The sequence below is a fragment of the Neptuniibacter sp. CAU 1671 genome (genome assembly GCF_029222905.1).
Taxonomy (GTDB): Bacteria; Pseudomonadota; Gammaproteobacteria; order Pseudomonadales; family Balneatricaceae; genus Neptuniibacter.
Genome location: NZ_JARHUE010000001.1, coordinates 458,552 through 477,685, shown reverse-complemented (window position 1 = coordinate 477,685; position 19,134 = coordinate 458,552). Strand labels below are relative to the sequence as shown.

The following is a 19,134-nucleotide window of genomic DNA, read 5'->3' as shown; positions in this document are numbered from 1 at the left end:
ATCAATGACAATCGATTCCACCGGTTTGCAGTTAACAGGTTATGAAATCGGCCCCGCAGTGGGTCGTGCCGGTGACAGGGTTATCTACAGTGCCCGGCGTCTTGTGGATGATCAACCCCTGGTGGTGGAAACCCTGGATGTGGAATACCCCGAACGTTATCAGGTGGCAGAAATCCGCCGTGAAGGATCTATTGCGATTGGCCTGGCGGATATCCCGGGAGTACGTCGGGTTTATGAGGTGTTACCCCACGGCAGCGGTAATCTGGCGCTGGTGGCGGAGCCGGTTGAAAGCTCATTACGTGCCTGTTTAGAGCAAACCGGTCATCAGGGAATGCCTCTGGCCGAGGTGTTGGATATAGCCCTGCAATTGGTAAACACCCTGGGTGAAATCCATGCCCGGGATCTGGTACACAAATCACTGACACCCGATCATGTGTTGTTTAAACCATCAACGGGCCATGTCGCGCTGGCCGGTTTTGGTATTGCCTCTGAGCTGGATCAGGAACGTCAGGCGATGCAGATGTCGCGTCGGCTGGAAGGGCCGCTGCCCTATATCTCACCGGAACAGACCGGGCGCATGAACCGGGATCTGGATTACCGTTCTGACTATTATTCGCTGGGTGTTTTGTTGTTTGAACTGCTGACCGGCAGACAACCTTTTCAGGCTGACAGTCTGCTGGAGTGGGTGCACAGCCACATCAGCCGCTTGCCACCTGCACCCCATGAGTTACGTGCAGATGTGCCGGAGATTGTCTCTGCCATCGTACTCAAACTGATGGAAAAAAATCCCGAAGCGCGTTACCAGAGTGCATCTGGCCTGAAACATGACCTGACGGGATGTGCTGACCAACTGGCGGCGGGGCATGAGCCTGAGCCTTTCCCGCTGGGCCAACAGGATGGTGTGCAGAAGTTCCTGATACCCCAGACGCTTTATGGTCGTGCACGTGAACTGGATCAGCTGCTGGGTTTGTTTGAGGCTGCTGTGGCTGGCAGTAACGAATTCTGTCTGGTTCATGGCTATTCCGGCGTCGGGAAGTCAGCACTGGTGAATGAACTGGACCGGCCTTTGGTTCGGGAACGGGGTTTTCTGGTTCAGGGCAAGTTTGATCAGTTCCAGCAGGGTGATGCCTACACTGCACTGGCGGCCACCTTTCGCGGATTAGTCCAGCAGATATTAGCAGAGCCGGAAGCGTTGATTGCCCAGTGGCGGGAGCGGCTGCTTGAAGCGCTGGTGCCTAACGCCCAACTGGTGGTTGATCTGGTGCCCGAGCTGGAGCTGATGATTGGTCCGCAACCCCCTGTGGTGGCACTGCCTCCGGCTGAAGCACGTAACCGTTTGCAGATTGTGCTGACAACTTTTCTGCGCGTTTTTGCGGGAGAAGGGCACCCGGTGGTGCTGTTCCTGGATGACCTGCAGTGGAGCGATGCTCCCACGCTTGAGTTGTTGCGCCGGCTGGTCAGCTCCCATGAGCTGACTCACCTGCTTTTGATCGGTGCCTATCGCAGTAATGAAGTGGGTGTCGGGCATCCGTTACGGCTTTTGCTGGAGGACCTGCAGCATAAAAAAGAGATCCGACAACTGCCTTTGGGGCCCCTGAATCGTGATTCAGTGGCTCAGCTGGTGGCCGGGGCGTTATGCCGCCAACCGGATGAAACACGACCGTTGAGCGATATGCTGTTTGATAAGGCGCGGGGTAATCCCTTCTTTACCAATGAGTTGCTGCGCCAATTGCATAAAGAGGGCGCCATTGCACCTGATCCGGTCACTGGCCACTGGCAGTGGGATCTGGATGCAGCCCGCTGGTCCGGCGTCAGCAATGACGTCGTCGCGTTCATGGTGGACAACCTGCGCCAGTTTACCCCTGAAACTCAGCGGGTGCTGCAACTGGCGGCCTGCATTGGCGGTAGCTTCGATCTGCACACCTTGTCTGTCATCTATGAGCAGTCGGTCACAGACACCGCCGCCGCCCTGCTGCCAGCGCTGAAACAGCATACGGTGCTGCCATTGCATAGCGATTACCGGCTGGTGGGTAAACATCTGGCCGCAGAAAACAACGAGCCGGTGCTATTCAATCCCAATTATCGGTTTCAGCATGACCGGGTGCAGCAGGCCGCCTATGCCCTGATTGATGTACAGCGGCTGCGTGAAGTGCACCTGTCGATAGGGCGACTGATGTTGCAGTCCGTCGGGGATCAGGTGCCGGAAGACCGGGTTATCGATATTGTCAGTCATCTTAATGAAGGCAGGTTGCTGATATCCTCCAGTGCCGAACAGTATCAACTGGCGCAACTCAACCTGCGGGCGGGTGTCCGCGCCAAACAGTCGTCGGCCTATCAGAACGCACTGAGTTACCTGCAGGTGGCCCAGACGCTCTTACCCGATAACCCATGGCAAACAGCACCTGAACTGATGCCGGTACTGGCAGCAGAGCTTCAGCAGTGTGCCTATCTGACCGGCCAGGCTGAACAGGCTGATCACTGGATCGGTCTGATGCTGACGCATGCCCGCACCGATCTTGAACGCAGCAATATTCTGGCGACACGTACCCGGCAGTACGCCACCCTTGGCCGGATGGAAGCCTCCATCCAGTCCGCGATTCAGGGTCTGGAACTGCTGGGTATTCAGTTTACCGATCACCCCACCGCCGAACATATTGCAGAAGAAAAACAGCAGGTGCTGGCTAATCTGGGGGGACGGAGCATCGCGGGGCTGGTGGATGCGCCACTGGTTCAGGATGAAGCGACCCTGACCGCCATGCGCCTGCTGATGGAGATTTTTGCGGCGGCGTTTCTTTCCGGCAGTGGCAATCTGTTTCCCTATCTGGTGCTGAAGTCGGTCAATCTGTCCCTGCGTCATGGCAACTGTCCTGAGTCTGCCTTTGCCTATGCCGCTTACGGCATGCTGCTGTGTGGGGAACTGGATGAACCGGCGTTGGGCTATGAATATGCCAAAGTCGGGCTGGCCATCAATGAACGTCTTGACGATCAGGCCCTGCGGGCACGGGTGATCTACGTGTACGCCATGTTCGTGAACCACTGGAGTAATCACTGGTCCAGTCTGACCGGCTGGTTTCGCAAAGGGATTGAAGCAGGCTACCAGACCGGCGATCTGCTCTATCTGGCCTACAGTGCGCAGGACTGTGTGATCTGGGATCCGACTCTGGATCTGGAAACGGCCAGCCAGTTGCATGCGGAAAATCTTGAAATCGTACGTGAATGCGCCTATCAGGACTCTCTGGATTCCGGCACGCTGTTTCTGCAGTTGCAACGAAACTTGCTTGGATTGACCAAATCCCCCTTCAGTCTGAGCGACGATAACTTTGATGAACAGGCCTGTCTTGAGGGGATGCGACAGCGTCAATTCATGACGGGCATTGCCAATTACCAGATCTATCACGCCGAGATCTGTCTGCTGTACGGTGATACTGAGCAGGCACTGGAATATGTCAGGGCGCAGGACAAGTTGATCAAGTCAGCCATGTCACTGCCCCAACTGGTGCGATTCTATATAGTGGCCTACCTGACGCTGGTCAGTCGTTATCCGGCGATGAGTCCCGCAGAACAGACAGAAACACGACAGCGACTGGAACGGGATCTGGCTCGCATGACACGCTGGGCCGACAATTGTGCAGACAATTTTCGTCATCTGCAGTACCTCATGGAAGCCGAATTCTGCGTGCTTGAGGGCGATTGCGAGATGGCGCTGTCGCGTTATGACGCGGCCATTGATGCAGCGCGTCTCAGCGGATTTTTAAGAGACGAAGCCACCGCGTTTGAACGTGCTGCGCGCCATCTGCTGGCGCTGGGTCGACGCCGTAGTGCAGAAGGTTATCTGCGCGGGGCATACCGTGTTTATGACCGTTGGGGCGCGCATCGCAAGGTCGCGCTACTGGAGCAGGAGTTTCCGGTATTGCGTGAACTGGCCGGTGGTATTGAATTGGCGGTGGGGCGACAGGAGCGGGGTGATCTTGATCTCGCCTCAGTGATGAAGGCATCCCGGCAGATCTCAGGTGAGATTGTGCTGGAGAAACTGCTTAACACCACGATGGATATTTTGCTGGAAAACGCAGGTGGTCAGTGGGGTTGTCTGGTCGTCAGACATGAGGGCCGGTTGGAGGTTAAAACGGCGCGGTTTCCAGAAGATCATTGTCAGGTTGAAGGTCTGCCCGATTATTCATGGGTCTGTGACTCGGTTAAAGGCAAACAGCCTTTGCCGGTATCCCTGATCAGTCAGGTATTACACAACGGTGAAGCCGTGGTACTGCATGATGCTGTCAATGAAGGTGTGTTTGTGAACGATCCTTATATGCTCAGTTTCAGGCCCGCGTCTGTGTGCTGTGTACCCATCCGGCGGGACCGTTTTGAAACGGTGCTGTATATGGAAAATAACCTCGCCAGCGGAGTGTTTACCCAGTCCAGAGTCGAAGTGATCCGGCTGCTGGCCGCTCAGGCAGCGGTAGCAATAGAAAATGCCCAACTCTATGAACAATTACAGGAATACTCCCGTAATCTGGAACATAAGGTGGCAGAACGTACCGCCCGCCTGGAGCAGTTAAACGAAGAGCTGCAGGGTCTGGTAGATCATGATGGATTGACCGGTGTCGCCAACCGTCGTCGTGGTGATGCCTATCTGGTGGAGGTCTGGATACGTCTGCGGCGGGAACAACGGCCACTGTCTGTCATCATGCTGGATGTCGATCATTTCAAAGCCTACAACGACAACTACGGACATCAGACCGGGGATAAATGTCTGATCGCAGTGGCTGACACCATCCGTGCCCAGCTTCACCGCCCTGCAGATCTGGTTGCACGTTATGGCGGTGAAGAGTTTATGCTGATTCTGCCGGACACGGGGCAGGAGGGCGCTGAACAGGTGGCCGAAAAAGTGCGAGATGCAATTGAACAGCGGGCAATTCCACACGCATATTCACCCACAGGCCAAGTTGTGACTATCAGTGCCGGTATCGCCACGATGGTGCCGGAAGTCGTGCGGGGGGCTGAATATCTGGTGCATAAAGCGGATATGGCGCTGTACCGGGCGAAAAAACTGGGCCGGAATCAGGTGCAGATGGCGGGGGAGATGGCGGGTTAACTGCGGATACTATTGTTGTGTTGATCTGACAGGTAGAGATAAGTTGTCTATTTGGCATCATTGCCGATAGGTGAGGTTTTCGGACGCTTCTGAACTCACTCTTGCTGTTTTTCGTTTGGGTTGTACGAAATAGTTTTAATCGCTGCTTTGTTCTAGCCTCACGAAAGCCTCATAATCCGCCGCTGAGTTACGCCGGGTTTTCCGGGCCAACCTGAGCTGACTGCTAAGCATCAGTTCCTCGGCAAAACCTTATTGCCGGTAAAACCAAGAAGCATGAGGGTGTTAACACAATATGAGCCAGACACAGCCCAACAATCCATTGCACGGTGTAACGCTTGAGCAGATCATTACCAAGCTGGAACAGCGTTACGGTTGGAGTGGGTTGGCGGAGCGCATCGACATCAATTGCTTCAAGAGTGACCCGTCCATCAAGTCTTCGCTGAAATTCCTGCGTAAAACTCCGTGGGCCAGAGACAAGGTCGAGCGTTTGTATATCTCGACATTTGCACCACCATCCCCTTGGGGACATTCCAAATAGGCAGTCGAGTTAACAACATGAAACTATTAGTACGTAATTTGGATCGCTCAACCACTGAAGCTGAATTGAAAGAACTGTTTGAGGGGTTTGGCAGTGTTCAGTCCTGCAAGCTGGTGCTTGATCCCGTGGGCGGGACATCCAAGGGATTTGGATTTGTTGAAATGCCCAAGGCTGGTGAAGCCAAAGCTGCGATGAAAAATCTGAACAATACGCTGCTTGGCAGAAACAAAATACGCGTCAAAAAAGCGGAAGAGAAGCAGGCATAACCCTCATTCAACGGAATTTTCTGAAATTCTTCTACCCTTAGTTATATGCCATCGGTTAAGGGTCCGTTTACATGCTATTTCCCGATACTTTCACCCAGATAAAAATCAACACCAGAGACGCTGAAATCAATCTGGTGCACGGTGGTTCCGGCCCGCCATTGCTGTTGCTGCATGGTTATCCGCAGACCCATGTGATGTGGCATCGGGTAGCTCCAATGCTGGCGCAGCATTTTCATCTGCTTTGCCCCGATCTGAGGGGTTATGGTGACAGTTCAAAACCACCGGGTGAGCCAGATCACAGTAACTATTCTAAACGTGTCATGGCCCAGGATATGGTCGAGGTGATGCAGATGCTGGGGTATGAACAGTTCTGCGTTGCCGGACACGATCGCGGGGCGCGGGTTACCCATCGGATGGCACTGGATTATCCTGAGAAAGTCCAAAAAGCCTGTGTGATGGATATTGCGCCCACCTACCATATGTTCAGCCATACGGATCAGGCCTTTGCCACCGGCTATTATCACTGGTTTTTTCTGATTCAGCCGGACGGTCTGCCAGAGCGGATGATCGGCGCCGATCCTGCCTATTACCTTAAAGAGAAACTGCGCCGCTGGGCAGCGCCGGGGGCTGCGTATGACCAAACAGCGGTGGCGGAATATCTGCGTTGTTTCAGTGATCCTGCAGCCATTCATGCCAGTTGCGAGGATTATCGCGCGGCGGCCAGTATCGATATGCAGCATGATGCGGCCAGCCGGAATGAACGGGTACACTGTCCGCTGCTGGTGCTCTGGGGTGCAAAAGGTTTTGTCCAGCGGACGTATGATGTGCTGCGGGTCTGGTCTGACTATGCCGATCAGGTGCAGGGCAGGGCGCTGGACTCAGGACATTTTCTGCCGGAGGAGACTCCGCAGGAGGTATACCAGGCATTGCTGGAGTTTTTTGGGGAATAAACATGCAGGTAAATCGGCTGGATCATCTGGTACTGACGGTACGGGATATCGAAACCACGGTGGATTTTTATACGCAAGTGCTGGGTATGCAGAAGGTCGTGTTTGGAGAAGGCCGTGTTGCGCTGGTATTTGGTCAGCAGAAGATCAATCTGCATCCGCTGGGTGGTGAGTTTGAGCCGAAAGCGGCTAATGTTGCCGCCGGCAGCGCGGATCTGTGTTTTATTATTGAGCAGCCGGTGGCGTCAGCCATTAAGCATCTGGAATCCCTGCATGTTCCCGTGCTGGAAGGTCCAGTCAGCCGGACCGGTGCTGCGGGAAACATTCTGTCGGTCTATTTCAGGGATCCGGATGGCAACCTGATCGAGGTTTCAAACTATACCGGTTCCTGAAAACGCCCGGCATGTTTCGCGGACGCTATCCGACCTGATACAGTTACCGGCTTTGTGTTTAGTAACCCAAGTTTTTAAGGTGAGTAACTTATGCAGTGGAATGTTTATCTTTCCGGTGAGATCCATACCGACTGGCGCGAACAAATCATTCAGGGATGTCAGAAGCATGACCTGGATATCTGCTTCACATCAGCCGTGACCGATCATGACGCCAGTGATGCGGCGGGTGATCTGCTGGGTGCGGAAGAGAAACAGTTCTGGCGCGATCACAAATCCGCCAAGGTGAATGCGATCCGCATCAAGACCCAGATTGAAAGCTGCGATGTGGCGATAATCCGTTTCGGCGATAAATACAAACAGTGGAATGCGGCGTTTGATGCCGGTTACTGTGCAGCCCTGGGCAAACCCTATATCACGCTGCATGATGAAGCCCTGATTCATCCGCTGAAAGAAGTGGATGCCCAGGCCATGGCCTGGGCCACGACCCCTGAGCAGGTAGTTGAGCTGCTGGTGTATACCCTGACCCGTTAAGCAGCAGGGATGAAATAAAAAAGGGGCTGTTGCCCCTTTTATAGTGTTCAGTTCTTAAGCAAGACTGTTTTAATTGTCCTGCATATTAGCCGCTTCGAGGGTGTTTTCCATCAGGGTGGCGACGGTCATGGGACCCACGCCACCGGGCACTGGTGTGATCCAGCCTGCACGCTCTGCAGCCGGTGCATATTCAACATCACCGACCAGACGGCCATCGTCCAGACGGTTGATACCCACATCTATCACGATCGCACCGGGTTTGATCCATTCGCCTTTAACCAGTCCGGGTTTGCCCACGCCAACCACAACAATATCAGCACGACTCACATGTCCGGCCAGATCCTTGGTAAAACGGTGCGTGGTGGTAACGGTGCAACCCGCCAGCAAAAGCTCCAGTGACATGGGGCGGCCGACAATATTGGAGGCGCCAACCACAACCGCTTCCATGCCCTGCAAACGCAGACCAGTGGATTTCAACAGGGTCATCACCCCTTTGGGTGTGCAGGGACGCAGCACTGGCATACGCTGAGCCAGACGACCCAGATTGAACGGATGGAAACCGTCCACGTCTTTTTCGGGGCGGATACGTTCCAGAATCTCATCGCTGTTCAGGTGCGCAGGTAAAGGCAACTGCAGCAAGATACCGTTGACGCCTTCATCAAGGTTCAGTTCATCGACCAGCGAGAGCAGGGCATCCTGAGAGGTCTCAGCCGGAAGGTCATATGAGCGGGACTCGAAGCCGACTTCGACACAGGCGTTTTTCTTGTTGCGAACATAGACCTGAGAGGCGGGGTCATGTCCAACCAGAATGACGGCAAGGCAGGGGGCGGATTTACCCGCTTCAATGCGTGCTTGAACACCCTCTGCCACCTGACGCCGGACATCTGCGGCAATCTGTTTGCCGTCGATAATAGTTGCGCTCATAGTAGGCTGCGATCCTTAATCAATTTCAATTGGTGCGAATTCTCTCATGCTTGTCATGAACGGCCAAGTAGCGGCAGCACGCTGTACCTGAATCCGCTTCTTTTTTGACGAATAAACCGTTTATTTTGCTCAATAAAAAGGTGTTGACCCTCCCAAAACTCCTGTATATCATGCGCACCTCTTCGCTTTGAGGCACTTGCAGGATTAACTTTTCCGGTTATTCTGTTGAGTGGTTCAGGAAGACCGGACGGTATGTCGGGCGCCTATAGCTCAATTGGATAGAGCAACGCCCTTCTAAGGCGTAGGTTCCAGGTTCGAACCCTGGTGGGCGCGCCAGCCGTCTGTAAAGAGATTATGGTGGGCATAGCTCAGTTGGTAGAGCTCCGGATTGTGATTCCGGCGGTCGTGGGTTCGAGCCCCATTGTCCACCCCATTCTCTCAGCAATGCGGACGTGGTGAAATTGGTAGACACGCCAGATTTAGGTTCTGGTGCCTAACGGTGTGAGAGTTCGAGTCTCTCCGTCCGCACCATTTTTTGTGGTGGGCATAGCTCAGTTGGTAGAGCTCCGGATTGTGATTCCGGCGGTCGTGGGTTCGAGCCCCATTGTCCACCCCATTCCCCCTTGTATTACTCTTTCCTGTCGTTTTTTCATCCTGCAGCCATTATTACGTTTTCTTCCTTGACTAATTTACTGGCTTGCCGGAAAATTTTGCGCTTTCGTTTTATGGCCGGATATTCGGTCAACTGTGCAGATCTCGCGGCCCATCAAGCTATGCCGGTCTGTTGAAGATTAAAGAAAACAAGATTTGTGAGGCATTACATGCAAGTTTCCGTTGAAACAACTTCTGGCCTGGAGCGACTGATGACGGTTTCTGTTCCTGCAGAACGCATCGATCAGGATGTTAACAAACGCATCCAGCAGACTGCTCGCAACGTTCGAATCGATGGCTTCCGTCCGGGTAAAGTACCGATGAAAGTTGTCAAACAGCGTTACGGCAAAGGCATCCGCGAAGAAGTTCTGAGCCAGGTGGTACAGGAAACTTTCTATGCCGCAGTTCAGCAGGAGCAGCTGAACCCAGCCGGTGGTCCAACCATCGACGTTAAAAAAGAAGTAGAAGGTGAAGATTTCGAATACACCGCTACTTTTGAAGTCTATCCGGAAATCAGCCTGGCTGACTTCTCTGCAGTAAGCATCGAGAAGAAAACTGCCGAAATCGCTGATGCCGATCTGGACACTATGATTGAAACCCTGCGCAAGCAGCAGGCAACCTGGGTTGAAACTGACCGCGCAGCTGCTGATGGCGACCGCGTTAAGATCGACTTTGAAGGTTTTGTCGATGGCGAAGCGTTTGAAGGCGGCAAAGCTGAAGGTATGGATCTGGTGCTGGGTTCCGGCCGCATGATCCCTGGCTTTGAAGAGGGTATCGTCGGTGCCGCAACAGGTGCTGAGATCGACGTGAACGTGACCTTCCCTGAAGAGTACCAGGCTGAACACCTGCAGGGTAAAGCTGCGACCTTCAAAGTGACTGTAAAATCCGTTTCTGAACAGAAGCTGCCTGAACTGAATGACGAATTCTTCGGCAAGTTCGGTCTGGATGAGCTGACTGAAGAGGCGTTCCGCGCTGAAGTTCGTAAAAACATGTCCCGCGAACTGAAACAGGCACTGAAGATGAAGCTGAAGGACCAGGTGTTCTCCAAGCTGATCGACGTTAACAGTGTTGACGTTCCTGCTGCCCTGATCGACCGTGAAATTGATGCGCAGCGTCGTCAGGCGGTTGAGCAGTTCGGTGGTGCTAACAGCAAAATGGACCCTAACAGTCTGCCTAAAGAGCTGTTCTCTGCGCAGGCTGAGCGTCGTGTAAGCATCGGCCTGCTGCTGCAGGAAGTGATCAAACTGAACAAACTGGAAGCCGACGAAAGCCGTGTGCGTGAGACATTGGAAGAGATGGCTGAAACGTATCAGGATCCTCAGCAGGTCATCGACTGGTACATGAACAACAAAGAGATGCTGGATCAGATCAAAGGTCTGGTACTGGAAGATCAGGTGGTTGATCACCTGCTGTCTCAGGCACAGGTGACTGAAGTGACCGTCAGCTACGAAGACGCGATCAAACCAGAACAGCCTGCACCAGCAGCCAAAGAAGAGACTGAAGCGGCCGAATAATTCCGCTCAGATCCGGGGTAATACAGAAAACGACAGTCAGTCACCTGACTGTCGTTTTTTTATCCCGATGCACCTTGAAAAACACGTCTTTGCGACCCATCCATAACAACTGGGGTTTGTGCCGAAGGTGCAACGTAGTATTATCAAGTGTCTATAAGAATATCCAAGAATACCGAATAAGGAGCACCGAATGACGGATCTCAGTCCTCTCTCCAGCCTGGTACCCATGGTGGTGGAGCAGAGTGCCCGTGGTGAACGAGCATATGATATTTATTCCCGTCTGCTTAAAGAACGAGTCATCTTTCTGATTGGCCCTGTAGAGGATCATATGGCCAATCTGGTGGTTGCCCAGCTCCTGTTCCTCGAAGCGGAAAACCCGGACAAGGATATTCACCTCTATATCAACTCGCCTGGCGGTTCTGTGACTGCAGGTTTGTCCATTTATGACACCATGCAGTTTATCAAGCCGGATGTGTCTACCATGTGTCTGGGTCAGGCGGCGAGTATGGGCGCTTTCCTGCTGGCAGGTGGTGCTGAAGGTAAACGTTTTGCCCTGCCAAATTCCCGCGTCATGATCCATCAGCCGCTGGGTGGTTATCAGGGGCAGGCTACGGATATCGAGATCCATACCAAAGAGATTCTCAGCATCCGTAACAAGCTGAATACGCTGCTGGCGAAACATACCGGGCAGGACCTCGAAACCATCTCCCGTGATACGGACCGTGATAACTTCATGGACCCTTACGCGGCAAAAGAGTATGGTCTGATTGATGAGGTTCTGGACAAACGCGACGCTGAGTAATCAGACCGACTGAACATCCACCAGAGTGAACGGCTATACTCTCTAGGTGTTGATTGTACGAAACTGAAAGTGGCTGGATAAATGTGCCTGACGCGCACGCCGAGTGACCAGTCAGACTGTAAGGAGGTCGAATGACCGACGAGATTAAAGGTAAAGGAGACAGTGGCAAACTGTTGTACTGCTCCTTTTGCGGTAAAAGCCAGGACGAAGTCCGCAAGCTGATTGCCGGGCCTTCTGTGTTTATCTGTGATGAATGTGTCGACCTGTGTAACGACATCATTCGTGAAGAAATTCAGGATGCTGAACCCAAAGAGCAGGGCGCCAAGCTGCCGACGCCTGAAGAGTTGAGTGCCGCGCTGGAAGAGTACGTTATCGGGCAGGAACGCGCCAAAAAGGTACTGGCTGTCGCTGTTTACAACCACTATAAACGTCTGCGTTTTCAGGAAAACAACAAAACCGACGTTGAGCTGGGCAAAAGTAACATTCTGCTGATTGGTCCAACGGGTAGCGGTAAAACCCTGCTGGCCCAGACGCTGGCACGTCTGCTGAATGTGCCGTTTACCATCGCTGATGCCACCACCCTGACTGAAGCCGGTTATGTGGGTGAGGATGTTGAAAACATCATCCAGAAGTTGCTGCAGAAATGCGATTACGATGTAGAAAAAGCACAGCTCGGTATTGTTTACATCGATGAGATCGACAAGATCTCACGTAAATCTGACAACCCGTCCATTACCCGTGACGTGTCAGGTGAGGGTGTACAGCAGGCACTGCTGAAGCTGATTGAAGGCACTGTGGCATCTGTGCCACCGCAGGGTGGTCGTAAACACCCGCAACAGGAGTTTCTGCAGGTTGATACCAGCAATATCCTGTTTATCTGTGGTGGTGCGTTTGCCGGTCTGGAACAGATCATCCGCGATCGTACTGAAAAGAGTTCTATCGGCTTCAGTGCTGTGGTGAAAAGCAAAGACGAGCAGAAAACCATCACCGATACGTTGCAGGATCTGGAAGCAGAAGATCTGGTGAAGTTTGGTCTGATTCCTGAGTTTGTCGGTCGTCTGCCGATGGTGGCAACGCTGGCCGAGCTGGATGAAGCGGCACTGGTACAGATTCTGACTGAACCTAAAAACAGCCTGACCAAACAGTATGAAGCGCTGTTTGAGATGGAAGGGGTTGAGGTCAGCTTCCGCGATGAAGCCCTGCGCGCTGTGGCGAAAAAAGCCATGGAGCGTAAAACAGGTGCTCGTGGTCTGCGCTCCATTCTGGAAGCGGCATTGCTGGATATCATGTATCAGCTGCCTTCTATGTCCAACGTCAGCAAAGTCGTGGTCGACGAAGGCGTAGTGAACGGTGATAACGATCCAATCCTGATCTACGAAAATGCTGAACAGGCAAAGGCGGCGGGTAAAGATTAACTCGCAACCGAACCATAAAAAACCACCCGTTGCGGGTGGTTTTTTTATGGGCAGCGCTGTCGGGGGGCGTTTAGCTGAGCGATTTCAACCCATCAAGCACGCGATTAAGTTCCTGTAACGTCGCTCCAAGACAGAGGTCGGGATCCTCCTCTTTCTGACAGACCTCATTGAGCGCGGAACTAACCTGAAACAGTTCCATCATGCCAAGACTACCTGCTACCCCCTTCAGGGTATGGGCTAAACGGATCAGGGTCTCGTGGTCCCCTGAGCGCTGAGCCTGTCGGAAGTGCTGTTCAAATTCATCATAGTTATGCTGAAATTTGATCAGCATGCGACGGAAAAAAACTTCATTTTGCATTGCGGTTGCCAGTCCGGCCTCAATATCAATGCCGGGCAGGTCTCCCATTGTTGGTGTGTGGCGGGAGGTTTGCTGAATCTGCGTTCTACCAGAGCCTTTGATCCACTTGGCCATGGTGGTGAGCATCTCTTCAATGTTAATCGGCTTAGCGATGTAATCGTTCATACCTGAGGCCAGGCCTTTTCTGTGATCGTCCACCATCGCATTGGCGGTCAGTGCAATCACAGGCAGATCTTTAAATTTGGGGTTGGCTCTGATCCGGCGGGTCGCTTCATAACCATCCATCACGGGCATCTGACAGTCCATCAGCACACCATCAAAGTGATTGTGTTCCAGCATCAGCAGCGCTTTCTGGCCATTTTCGGCGCACCAGACCTGCATCCCATGACTGATCAGAATCTCATTCGCCAGCTCCTGATTGATCTGATTGTCTTCGACCAGCAGAATTTTTGCGCCGTTAAGTAGCTGAAGGGTTTTGTCCAATTTTTTACTGGTGCGGGATACCGGTTCTGCCTGGGGTAATGGTTCGTCACCCAGTGCCAGCGCCAAGGCCTGGTGGAGTAACGCGCTGGTGATCGGTTTGGAGATGACTGAGGCGACGTTGAGCTTGTGAGCCTCAATCTCTTCTACATCCGTATCATGTGCAGTCATCAAAATCACAGCAGGCTGATGTTGCAAGCTGAACTTATGCTGGATCGTCTTGATCATTTCGATGCCGTTTGTACCCGGCATCACCCAGTCAGAAATGATCAGGTCATAGGGCTGGTTCAACACCTCTTTATGCATCAGTCGTCGCAGTGCATCTTCGCCATTGATGCAGCAGTCCACGCGCATGCCAAGGGCTGTGAGCATATTCCGCACCACCTCCCGGGCTGTGGCATTGTCATCAACTACCAGCACTCGCTTGTGTTTCAGATCAAGAGGCACGCGGTGCTGGTCGCTGGTAAGGGCCTTAGCCGGTGTCAGGACTACAGTGAAGTGGAAGGTCGTTCCGGCGTCTACCTGGCTTTCGAGCCATATTTCGCCCTGCATCATGGAGACCAGTCGTTTGCAGATCACCAGGCCAAGTCCGGTTCCGCCAAACTGGCGGGTGGTGGATTCATCCGCCTGGGTAAAGGGTTTGAACAAGCGTGCCTGCTGTTCTTTATTGATACCTATACCGCTGTCAGACACTGAGAAATGCAGTTTTACCTGATGCTGACGGTCACCGGGCAGCCGCTTTATGCTGAGCAGTACTTCGCCGTTTTCCGGTGTGAATTTAAGGGCATTACTACACAGATTTGTTAACACCTGATAGAGCCGGATAGAGTCACCTGTGAGGTTATCCGGTACGTCAGCTGCAACATCAAACATCAGTTCGATAGACTTCTCGGTCGCTTTCAGGCCAAAGACACCGGCCAGGTTGTCCAGCACCTCACTCAGTTTGAAAGGCGCCTGTTCAATATCCAGTTTGCCGGCTTCAATTTTGGAGAAATCGAGGATGTCGTTAATGATACCCAGCAGGTTGCGGGCTGAGAGATTGACCTTGGAGATGTAATTGAACTGCTTTGGGTCCAACTGTGTTTTCAGCGCCAGCTCGGACATGCCGATGACAGCGTTCATCGGGGTGCGGATCTCGTGGCTCATGTTGGCCAGAAATTCTGATTTGGCTGCATTGGCGGCTTTGGCTGTTTCTACCGCTTCAGCCAAGGAGTTTTCATACAGTTCTGACTGTTTTGCAAAGTGGTAGAGCACAATTGCAATCGCCAGAAAAACGGACAGATCGGCTGCTGTGGCAAAAATGTTTTTTGCGACATCCGGGGTGACCTCCCGGATGGGCAGTACCGCATGATCAGTAATAATGGTGATAAACCAGAGCGTTAGAGAGAGGCAGGCAAAGAAGTAGATAAAGCGGCGTTCATGCTGCCAGGAAAAGATCAGGACCGGGATCGCCAGCGTCACTACCAGCATGGAGTTCATTTTGTTTTCAAAGCCGCCGATGGAGTCCCCCAGAAAAACGGCGATCGAAAACACCAGCAGCCAGATGCTGCGGGCACTGATATGGAAGCCGAGATGGTGTAACAGGATGCTAAGCAAAAACGAAAAGGTGGCTGCGATGGCCAGGATGGTGCCGTAAAAAAGTGAAAAATAAATGCAGAGTGATAGCCAGATAAGGCCCATGGCGAACAGGGCGATGGTTAACTTGAACGAGATATTGATGCGTCGCTGAAAGTCAGCACTGTGCCAGTAGGTATCAGTCAGGTTTGAAACGGGCTTATGAGTGTTATCAGACGTGGACATTACAAAGTTGATCCGCACCCAGTGTTGTTATTTTAATCCCGGAGGTTCTTGGCGTACTTCAGAATATCATATACATAAATGAATGCTAATGAGCAGCGTTTTTGAATAGGTTGTGCTAATCCTTTTGCAGTTAAAAAACCTCTTCTACCGGTTCGTTTGACATAAAAAAGGACCGCCGTGGCGATCCTTTTTATCAGTTACCGGTTGGCTAGAACCGGTTTCAATTTTTCGTGCATCTCTGTCAGGCATTTGTCTGTGGCAGCCCAATCGATACAGGCGTCGGTCACAGACACGCCGTACTGCAGCTCGGAAAGATCAGCCGGGATCGACTGACTACCCCAGCCAAGGTTGCTCTCGATCATCAGACCCACGATGGACTTGTTGCCCTCAAGGATCTGGTTGGCCACGTTATCAGCTACCAATGGTTGCAGGCCCGGGTCTTTGTTGGAGTTGGCGTGGCTGCAGTCCACCATGATGTTCTGCGCCAGACCGGCTTTTTCCAGTGCCTGTTCGCACAGTGCAACGTTGACGGAATCATAATTCGGTTTGCCGCCACCACCACGGAGCACAACATGGCCATAAGCATTGCCACGAGTATGCACAATGGCTACCTGTCCTTCAGCGTTAATACCCAGGAAACGGTGGGGCGCGCTGACAGATTTCAGCGCGTTAACGGCTACATCCAGGCTACCGTCGGTGCCGTTTTTGAAGCCGACAGCGCAGGATAAACCGGAAGACATCTCACGGTGAGTCTGGGATTCAGTGGTACGCGCGCCGATCGCAGACCAGGAGATCAGGTCCTGGATGTACTGCGGGGAGATCGGATCCAGGGCTTCGGTGGCCAGAGGCAGGCCCAGCTCAGACAAATCAATCAGCAGCTTGCGCGCAATGTGCAGGCCTTCTTCAATCTCAAAAGAATCATTCAGATGCGGGTCGTTGATCAGACCTTTCCAGCCCACAGTGGTACGGGGTTTTTCAAAATAGACGCGCATCACCAGATACAGGGTGTCTTTTACCTGCTCCTGCAGGGCGGCCAGTTTTTTGCCGTATTCGATGGCCGCATCGGTGTCATGGATAGAACAGGGGCCAATTACCACCAGCAGACGCGGGTCTTTGCGATCCAGAATGTCACGTACAACGGCACGGCCCTGCATAACGGCAGCCGCAGCCGCTTCGGTCAGGGGCAGTTCAGCCTTCAGGGTGTCCGGTGACATCAGGACAGTGGTGGATTCTATATTCAGGTCTTCAACGCGTGTATCGGTCATTATCTTGTCAATCCTGCTGTGAACACATCCCTCTGTATCAGGGAGACGCCTTTTGTACCACAATCATGCGGCTGTTATAAGCCTAAAACCCTATTCATAAGTGAAACTGTCACTTTGTCTGATCCGAGTCAGCTCACGCACGTAACTAAAGTAGGGTATCGTCCTTTTCGAACCCCAGTCTGTGCTGCAAAATAGCCTGCAGGATGCTGCATCGGATAATCTGCTTTATCATATCGGGGGCTGTTCCGAACTTGCGAGCGGACTGCAGGTCAATCAACTATCCCGATCTTTCATAAGGAATGTCAGTGTTTAATCGTTTCACTCAACCGCTTTGGCGCGCCTTTATCACATTGTGTTTGTGTTTCTCTGTGCTGCCTGCTGCGGCGGGTCTGTTTGATCAGGGTGGGCTGGGTGCCGATGGTCCGCTGGAAGTCGAAAAAGCCTATACCCTCAATCACATCCAGGAAGGCGGTGTACTGACGCTTTATTGGGATATGCCGGCAGATTATTACCTCTATCGTGACCGGATGGAGTTCAAGGGTTTGCAGCACAGCGAGATTGTGCAACGAACCAATGCCCCTGCTGAATTAAAGGAAGACCCGCTGTTTGGGCAGGTCTGGGTCTACCACAACCGGGCGCAGGTAGAGTTACTGCTGAAAAGTACCACCGGTGAGCCCGTTGATGATCTGTTACAGGTAACCTATCAGGGATGCTGGGAGGGCGGTATCTGTTATCCGCCTGTGACCAAAGAGATCCAGCTTAGTCAGATTCCTGCGGATTTACCGGCCGCATCCACTCGCCCCGTCTACAATGTCGCCTCTCCCCAGACCGGCGCTCCGTTAACTGCTTTGCCCCCTGTCAGCGAACAGGATCAGTTTGCCGCTCTGCTTCAAAACGGCAATCTGCTACTGACGCTGGGTGCCTTTTTTGTGGCGGGTCTGGCGCTGTCATTGACCCCCTGCGTATTCCCAATGATTCCCATCCTGTCCAGCATCATTATCGGCCAGGGTAAACATCTCTCGGGTCGTCACGGTTTTATGTTGTCATTGGTGTATGTGCTGGCCATGGCCCTGACTTACACCCTGGCGGGTGTAGTTGCGGGCATGTTTGGTGAAAACATTCAGGCACTGTTCCAGAATCCCTGGGTGATCAGCCTGTTCAGCCTGGTGTTTGTGCTGCTCTCACTCTCCATGTTTGGTTTTTATGAACTGCAGCTACCGAGTAGTTTGCAGAGTCGCCTGAGCCGCCTGAGTAACAGCCAGCACGGCGGTACTGTGACCGGTGTGTTTATTATGGGACTGTTGTCCGCTTTGATTGTGGGCCCCTGTGTCGCAGCACCGCTGGCAGGTGCGCTGATTTATATCGGACAAGCGGCTGACCCGGTGCTGGGTGGACTGGCGCTGTTTTTCCTGAGCATGGGTATGGGGGCACCGTTGTTACTGATCGGTGCTTCTGCCGGTAAGCTGCTGCCCCATGCAGGGTTGTGGATGGAGAAGGTGAAAGCCGCTTTTGGTGTGGCGTTACTGTTGCTGGCGATCTGGATGCTGGACCGTATCGTACCAACCGCGGTGACTATGTGGTTGCTGGCGATTGTGTTGATTGTAACTGCGGTGTTTATGGGTTCATTTCACCGTCTCGAGAAACAGGACCACGCGATACAACACCTTGCAAAAGGGGTTGGTCTGGTTATTTTTTTGTACGGCGCGGCACTAATGGTAGGGGCTTTGTCTGGTGGCAGAAACCTGCTTTACCCGCTGCAGGGAATTGCATCGGTTTCTGCGCAGGCTTCCAGCAATCTGGCGATGCGTAAACTGACCACGCAGGCGGAACTGGAACAGGCGCTTGCTCAGGCACAGCAGGCAGGACAACCGGTGATGCTGGATTTCTATGCAGATTGGTGTGTTGCCTGCGTTGAACTGGATACCTTTACTTTTTCCGATCCTTCGGTGCAGCAGGCTTTGCAGAACTATGCTTTGATCAAGGTGGATGTCACCGCTAATGATGCGGAAGCGAAAGCGCTGAGCAAACAATACAAAGTTATCGGTCCTCCAGCGCTGATTTTTTATGACGGACAGGGCTCGTTGCGTCCTGAGCTAACGGTGGTTGGGGTGATGTCACCAGCGGAGTTTACCCAGCATATTGCCGTATTGCGCTGAGGC

General features: G+C 52.9%; 13 protein-coding genes and 4 tRNA genes. 14 read left to right on the top strand and 3 right to left on the bottom strand.

The annotated features are described in order from the left end of the window. Positions 1–4: 4 nt before the first annotated feature. The 6 genes from P2G53_RS02235 (at position 5) to P2G53_RS02210 (ending at position 7,766) form a co-directional block, all read left to right on the top strand. Complete coding sequence (locus P2G53_RS02235; protein WP_275813099.1) at positions 5–5,092, top strand: diguanylate cyclase; 5,088 nt, start codon at positions 5–7, stop codon at positions 5,090–5,092. Between the two features lie 292 nt (positions 5,093–5,384). Next, the gene (locus tag P2G53_RS02230) at positions 5,385–5,630 is read left to right on the top strand and encodes a VF530 family protein (protein ID WP_275813097.1); all 246 of its coding nucleotides are present in this window, start codon (positions 5,385–5,387) and stop codon (positions 5,628–5,630) included. Between the two features lie 17 nt (positions 5,631–5,647). Then, positions 5,648–5,896, top strand: a complete 249-nt coding sequence (locus P2G53_RS02225) for an RNA-binding protein (protein ID WP_275813095.1) — start codon at positions 5,648–5,650, stop codon at positions 5,894–5,896. A gap of 71 nt (positions 5,897–5,967) precedes the next feature. Continuing rightward, positions 5,968–6,846, top strand: a complete 879-nt coding sequence (locus P2G53_RS02220; protein WP_275813093.1) for an alpha/beta hydrolase — start codon at positions 5,968–5,970, stop codon at positions 6,844–6,846. A gap of 2 nt (positions 6,847–6,848) precedes the next feature. After that, positions 6,849–7,235, top strand: coding sequence for a VOC family protein (locus P2G53_RS02215; protein WP_275813091.1), 387 nt, complete (start codon positions 6,849–6,851; stop codon positions 7,233–7,235). 90 nt (positions 7,236–7,325) lie between these two features. Continuing rightward, entirely contained in the window at positions 7,326–7,766 is a 441-nt protein-coding gene (locus tag P2G53_RS02210; RefSeq protein WP_275813089.1) for a YtoQ family protein, read from the top strand. Positions 7,767–7,835: 69 nt separating this feature from the next. On the opposite strand, the gene folD is transcribed toward P2G53_RS02210, so the two are convergent. Continuing rightward, on the bottom strand, positions 7,836–8,690 hold the full coding sequence (gene folD / locus P2G53_RS02205) for a bifunctional methylenetetrahydrofolate dehydrogenase/methenyltetrahydrofolate cyclohydrolase FolD (RefSeq protein WP_275813087.1): 855 nt from the start codon (positions 8,688–8,690) through the stop codon (positions 7,836–7,838). Between the two features lie 259 nt (positions 8,691–8,949). On the opposite strand from folD, the gene P2G53_RS02200 reads away from it, so the two are divergent. The 7 genes from P2G53_RS02200 to clpX all read left to right on the top strand — a co-directional run bounded on the left by P2G53_RS02200 (position 8,950) and on the right by clpX (position 13,072). Continuing rightward, positions 8,950–9,026: transfer RNA gene (locus P2G53_RS02200), tRNA-Arg, on the top strand. A gap of 21 nt (positions 9,027–9,047) precedes the next feature. After that, positions 9,048–9,123 (top strand) — tRNA-His (locus P2G53_RS02195). Between the two features lie 13 nt (positions 9,124–9,136). After that, positions 9,137–9,221 (top strand) — tRNA-Leu (locus tag P2G53_RS02190). 9 nt (positions 9,222–9,230) lie between these two features. Beyond that, positions 9,231–9,306 (top strand) — tRNA-His (locus P2G53_RS02185). A 205-nt stretch (positions 9,307–9,511) separates the two neighbouring features. Next, positions 9,512–10,855, top strand: a complete 1,344-nt coding sequence (gene tig, locus P2G53_RS02180; RefSeq protein ID WP_275813085.1) for a trigger factor — start codon at positions 9,512–9,514, stop codon at positions 10,853–10,855. Positions 10,856–11,045: 190 nt separating this feature from the next. Next, positions 11,046–11,657 carry an ATP-dependent Clp endopeptidase proteolytic subunit ClpP gene (gene clpP, locus P2G53_RS02175; protein ID WP_275813081.1) on the top strand — a complete coding sequence of 204 codons (612 nt, stop codon included), beginning with the start codon at positions 11,046–11,048 and terminating at the stop codon, positions 11,655–11,657. A 131-nt stretch (positions 11,658–11,788) separates the two neighbouring features. After that, positions 11,789–13,072, top strand: a complete 1,284-nt coding sequence (gene clpX, locus P2G53_RS02170) for an ATP-dependent Clp protease ATP-binding subunit ClpX (RefSeq protein ID WP_275813078.1) — start codon at positions 11,789–11,791, stop codon at positions 13,070–13,072. Between the two features lie 70 nt (positions 13,073–13,142). Here clpX and P2G53_RS02165 read toward each other — a convergent pair whose 3' ends face one another. Further along, positions 13,143–15,710: a response regulator gene (locus P2G53_RS02165; RefSeq protein ID WP_275813075.1), complete on the bottom strand. Its 2,568-nt coding sequence runs from the start codon at positions 15,708–15,710 to the stop codon at positions 13,143–13,145. 197 nt (positions 15,711–15,907) lie between these two features. Continuing rightward, complete coding sequence (locus P2G53_RS02160; protein ID WP_275813072.1) at positions 15,908–16,975, bottom strand: 3-deoxy-7-phosphoheptulonate synthase; 1,068 nt, start codon at positions 16,973–16,975, stop codon at positions 15,908–15,910. 305 nt (positions 16,976–17,280) lie between these two features. Here P2G53_RS02160 and dsbD point away from each other — a divergent pair, with 305 nt between their 5' ends. Further along, positions 17,281–19,131: a protein-disulfide reductase DsbD gene (dsbD, locus tag P2G53_RS02155; RefSeq protein ID WP_275813070.1), complete on the top strand. Its 1,851-nt coding sequence runs from the start codon at positions 17,281–17,283 to the stop codon at positions 19,129–19,131. The last annotated feature ends 3 nt before the right edge of the window (positions 19,132–19,134 follow it).

Excerpts from the sequence above, each read along its gene's own strand:
- P2G53_RS02235 (WP_275813099.1), top strand. The coding sequence starts at position 5 with ATGACAATCGATTCCACCGGTTTGCAGTTAACAGGTTATGAAATCGGC.
- P2G53_RS02230 (WP_275813097.1), top strand. The coding sequence starts at position 5,385 with ATGAGCCAGACACAGCCCAACAATCCATTGCACGGTGTAACGCTTGAG.
- P2G53_RS02225 (WP_275813095.1), top strand. The coding sequence starts at position 5,648 with ATGAAACTATTAGTACGTAATTTGGATCGCTCAACCACTGAAGCTGAA.
- P2G53_RS02220 (WP_275813093.1), top strand. The coding sequence starts at position 5,968 with ATGCTATTTCCCGATACTTTCACCCAGATAAAAATCAACACCAGAGAC.
- P2G53_RS02215 (WP_275813091.1), top strand. The coding sequence starts at position 6,849 with ATGCAGGTAAATCGGCTGGATCATCTGGTACTGACGGTACGGGATATC.
- P2G53_RS02210 (WP_275813089.1), top strand. The coding sequence starts at position 7,326 with ATGCAGTGGAATGTTTATCTTTCCGGTGAGATCCATACCGACTGGCGC.
- folD (WP_275813087.1), bottom strand. The coding sequence starts at position 8,690 with ATGAGCGCAACTATTATCGACGGCAAACAGATTGCCGCAGATGTCCGG.
- tig (WP_275813085.1), top strand. The coding sequence starts at position 9,512 with ATGCAAGTTTCCGTTGAAACAACTTCTGGCCTGGAGCGACTGATGACG.
- clpP (WP_275813081.1), top strand. The coding sequence starts at position 11,046 with ATGACGGATCTCAGTCCTCTCTCCAGCCTGGTACCCATGGTGGTGGAG.
- clpX (WP_275813078.1), top strand. The coding sequence starts at position 11,789 with ATGACCGACGAGATTAAAGGTAAAGGAGACAGTGGCAAACTGTTGTAC.
- P2G53_RS02165 (WP_275813075.1), bottom strand. The coding sequence starts at position 15,710 with ATGTCCACGTCTGATAACACTCATAAGCCCGTTTCAAACCTGACTGAT.
- P2G53_RS02160 (WP_275813072.1), bottom strand. The coding sequence starts at position 16,975 with ATGACCGATACACGCGTTGAAGACCTGAATATAGAATCCACCACTGTC.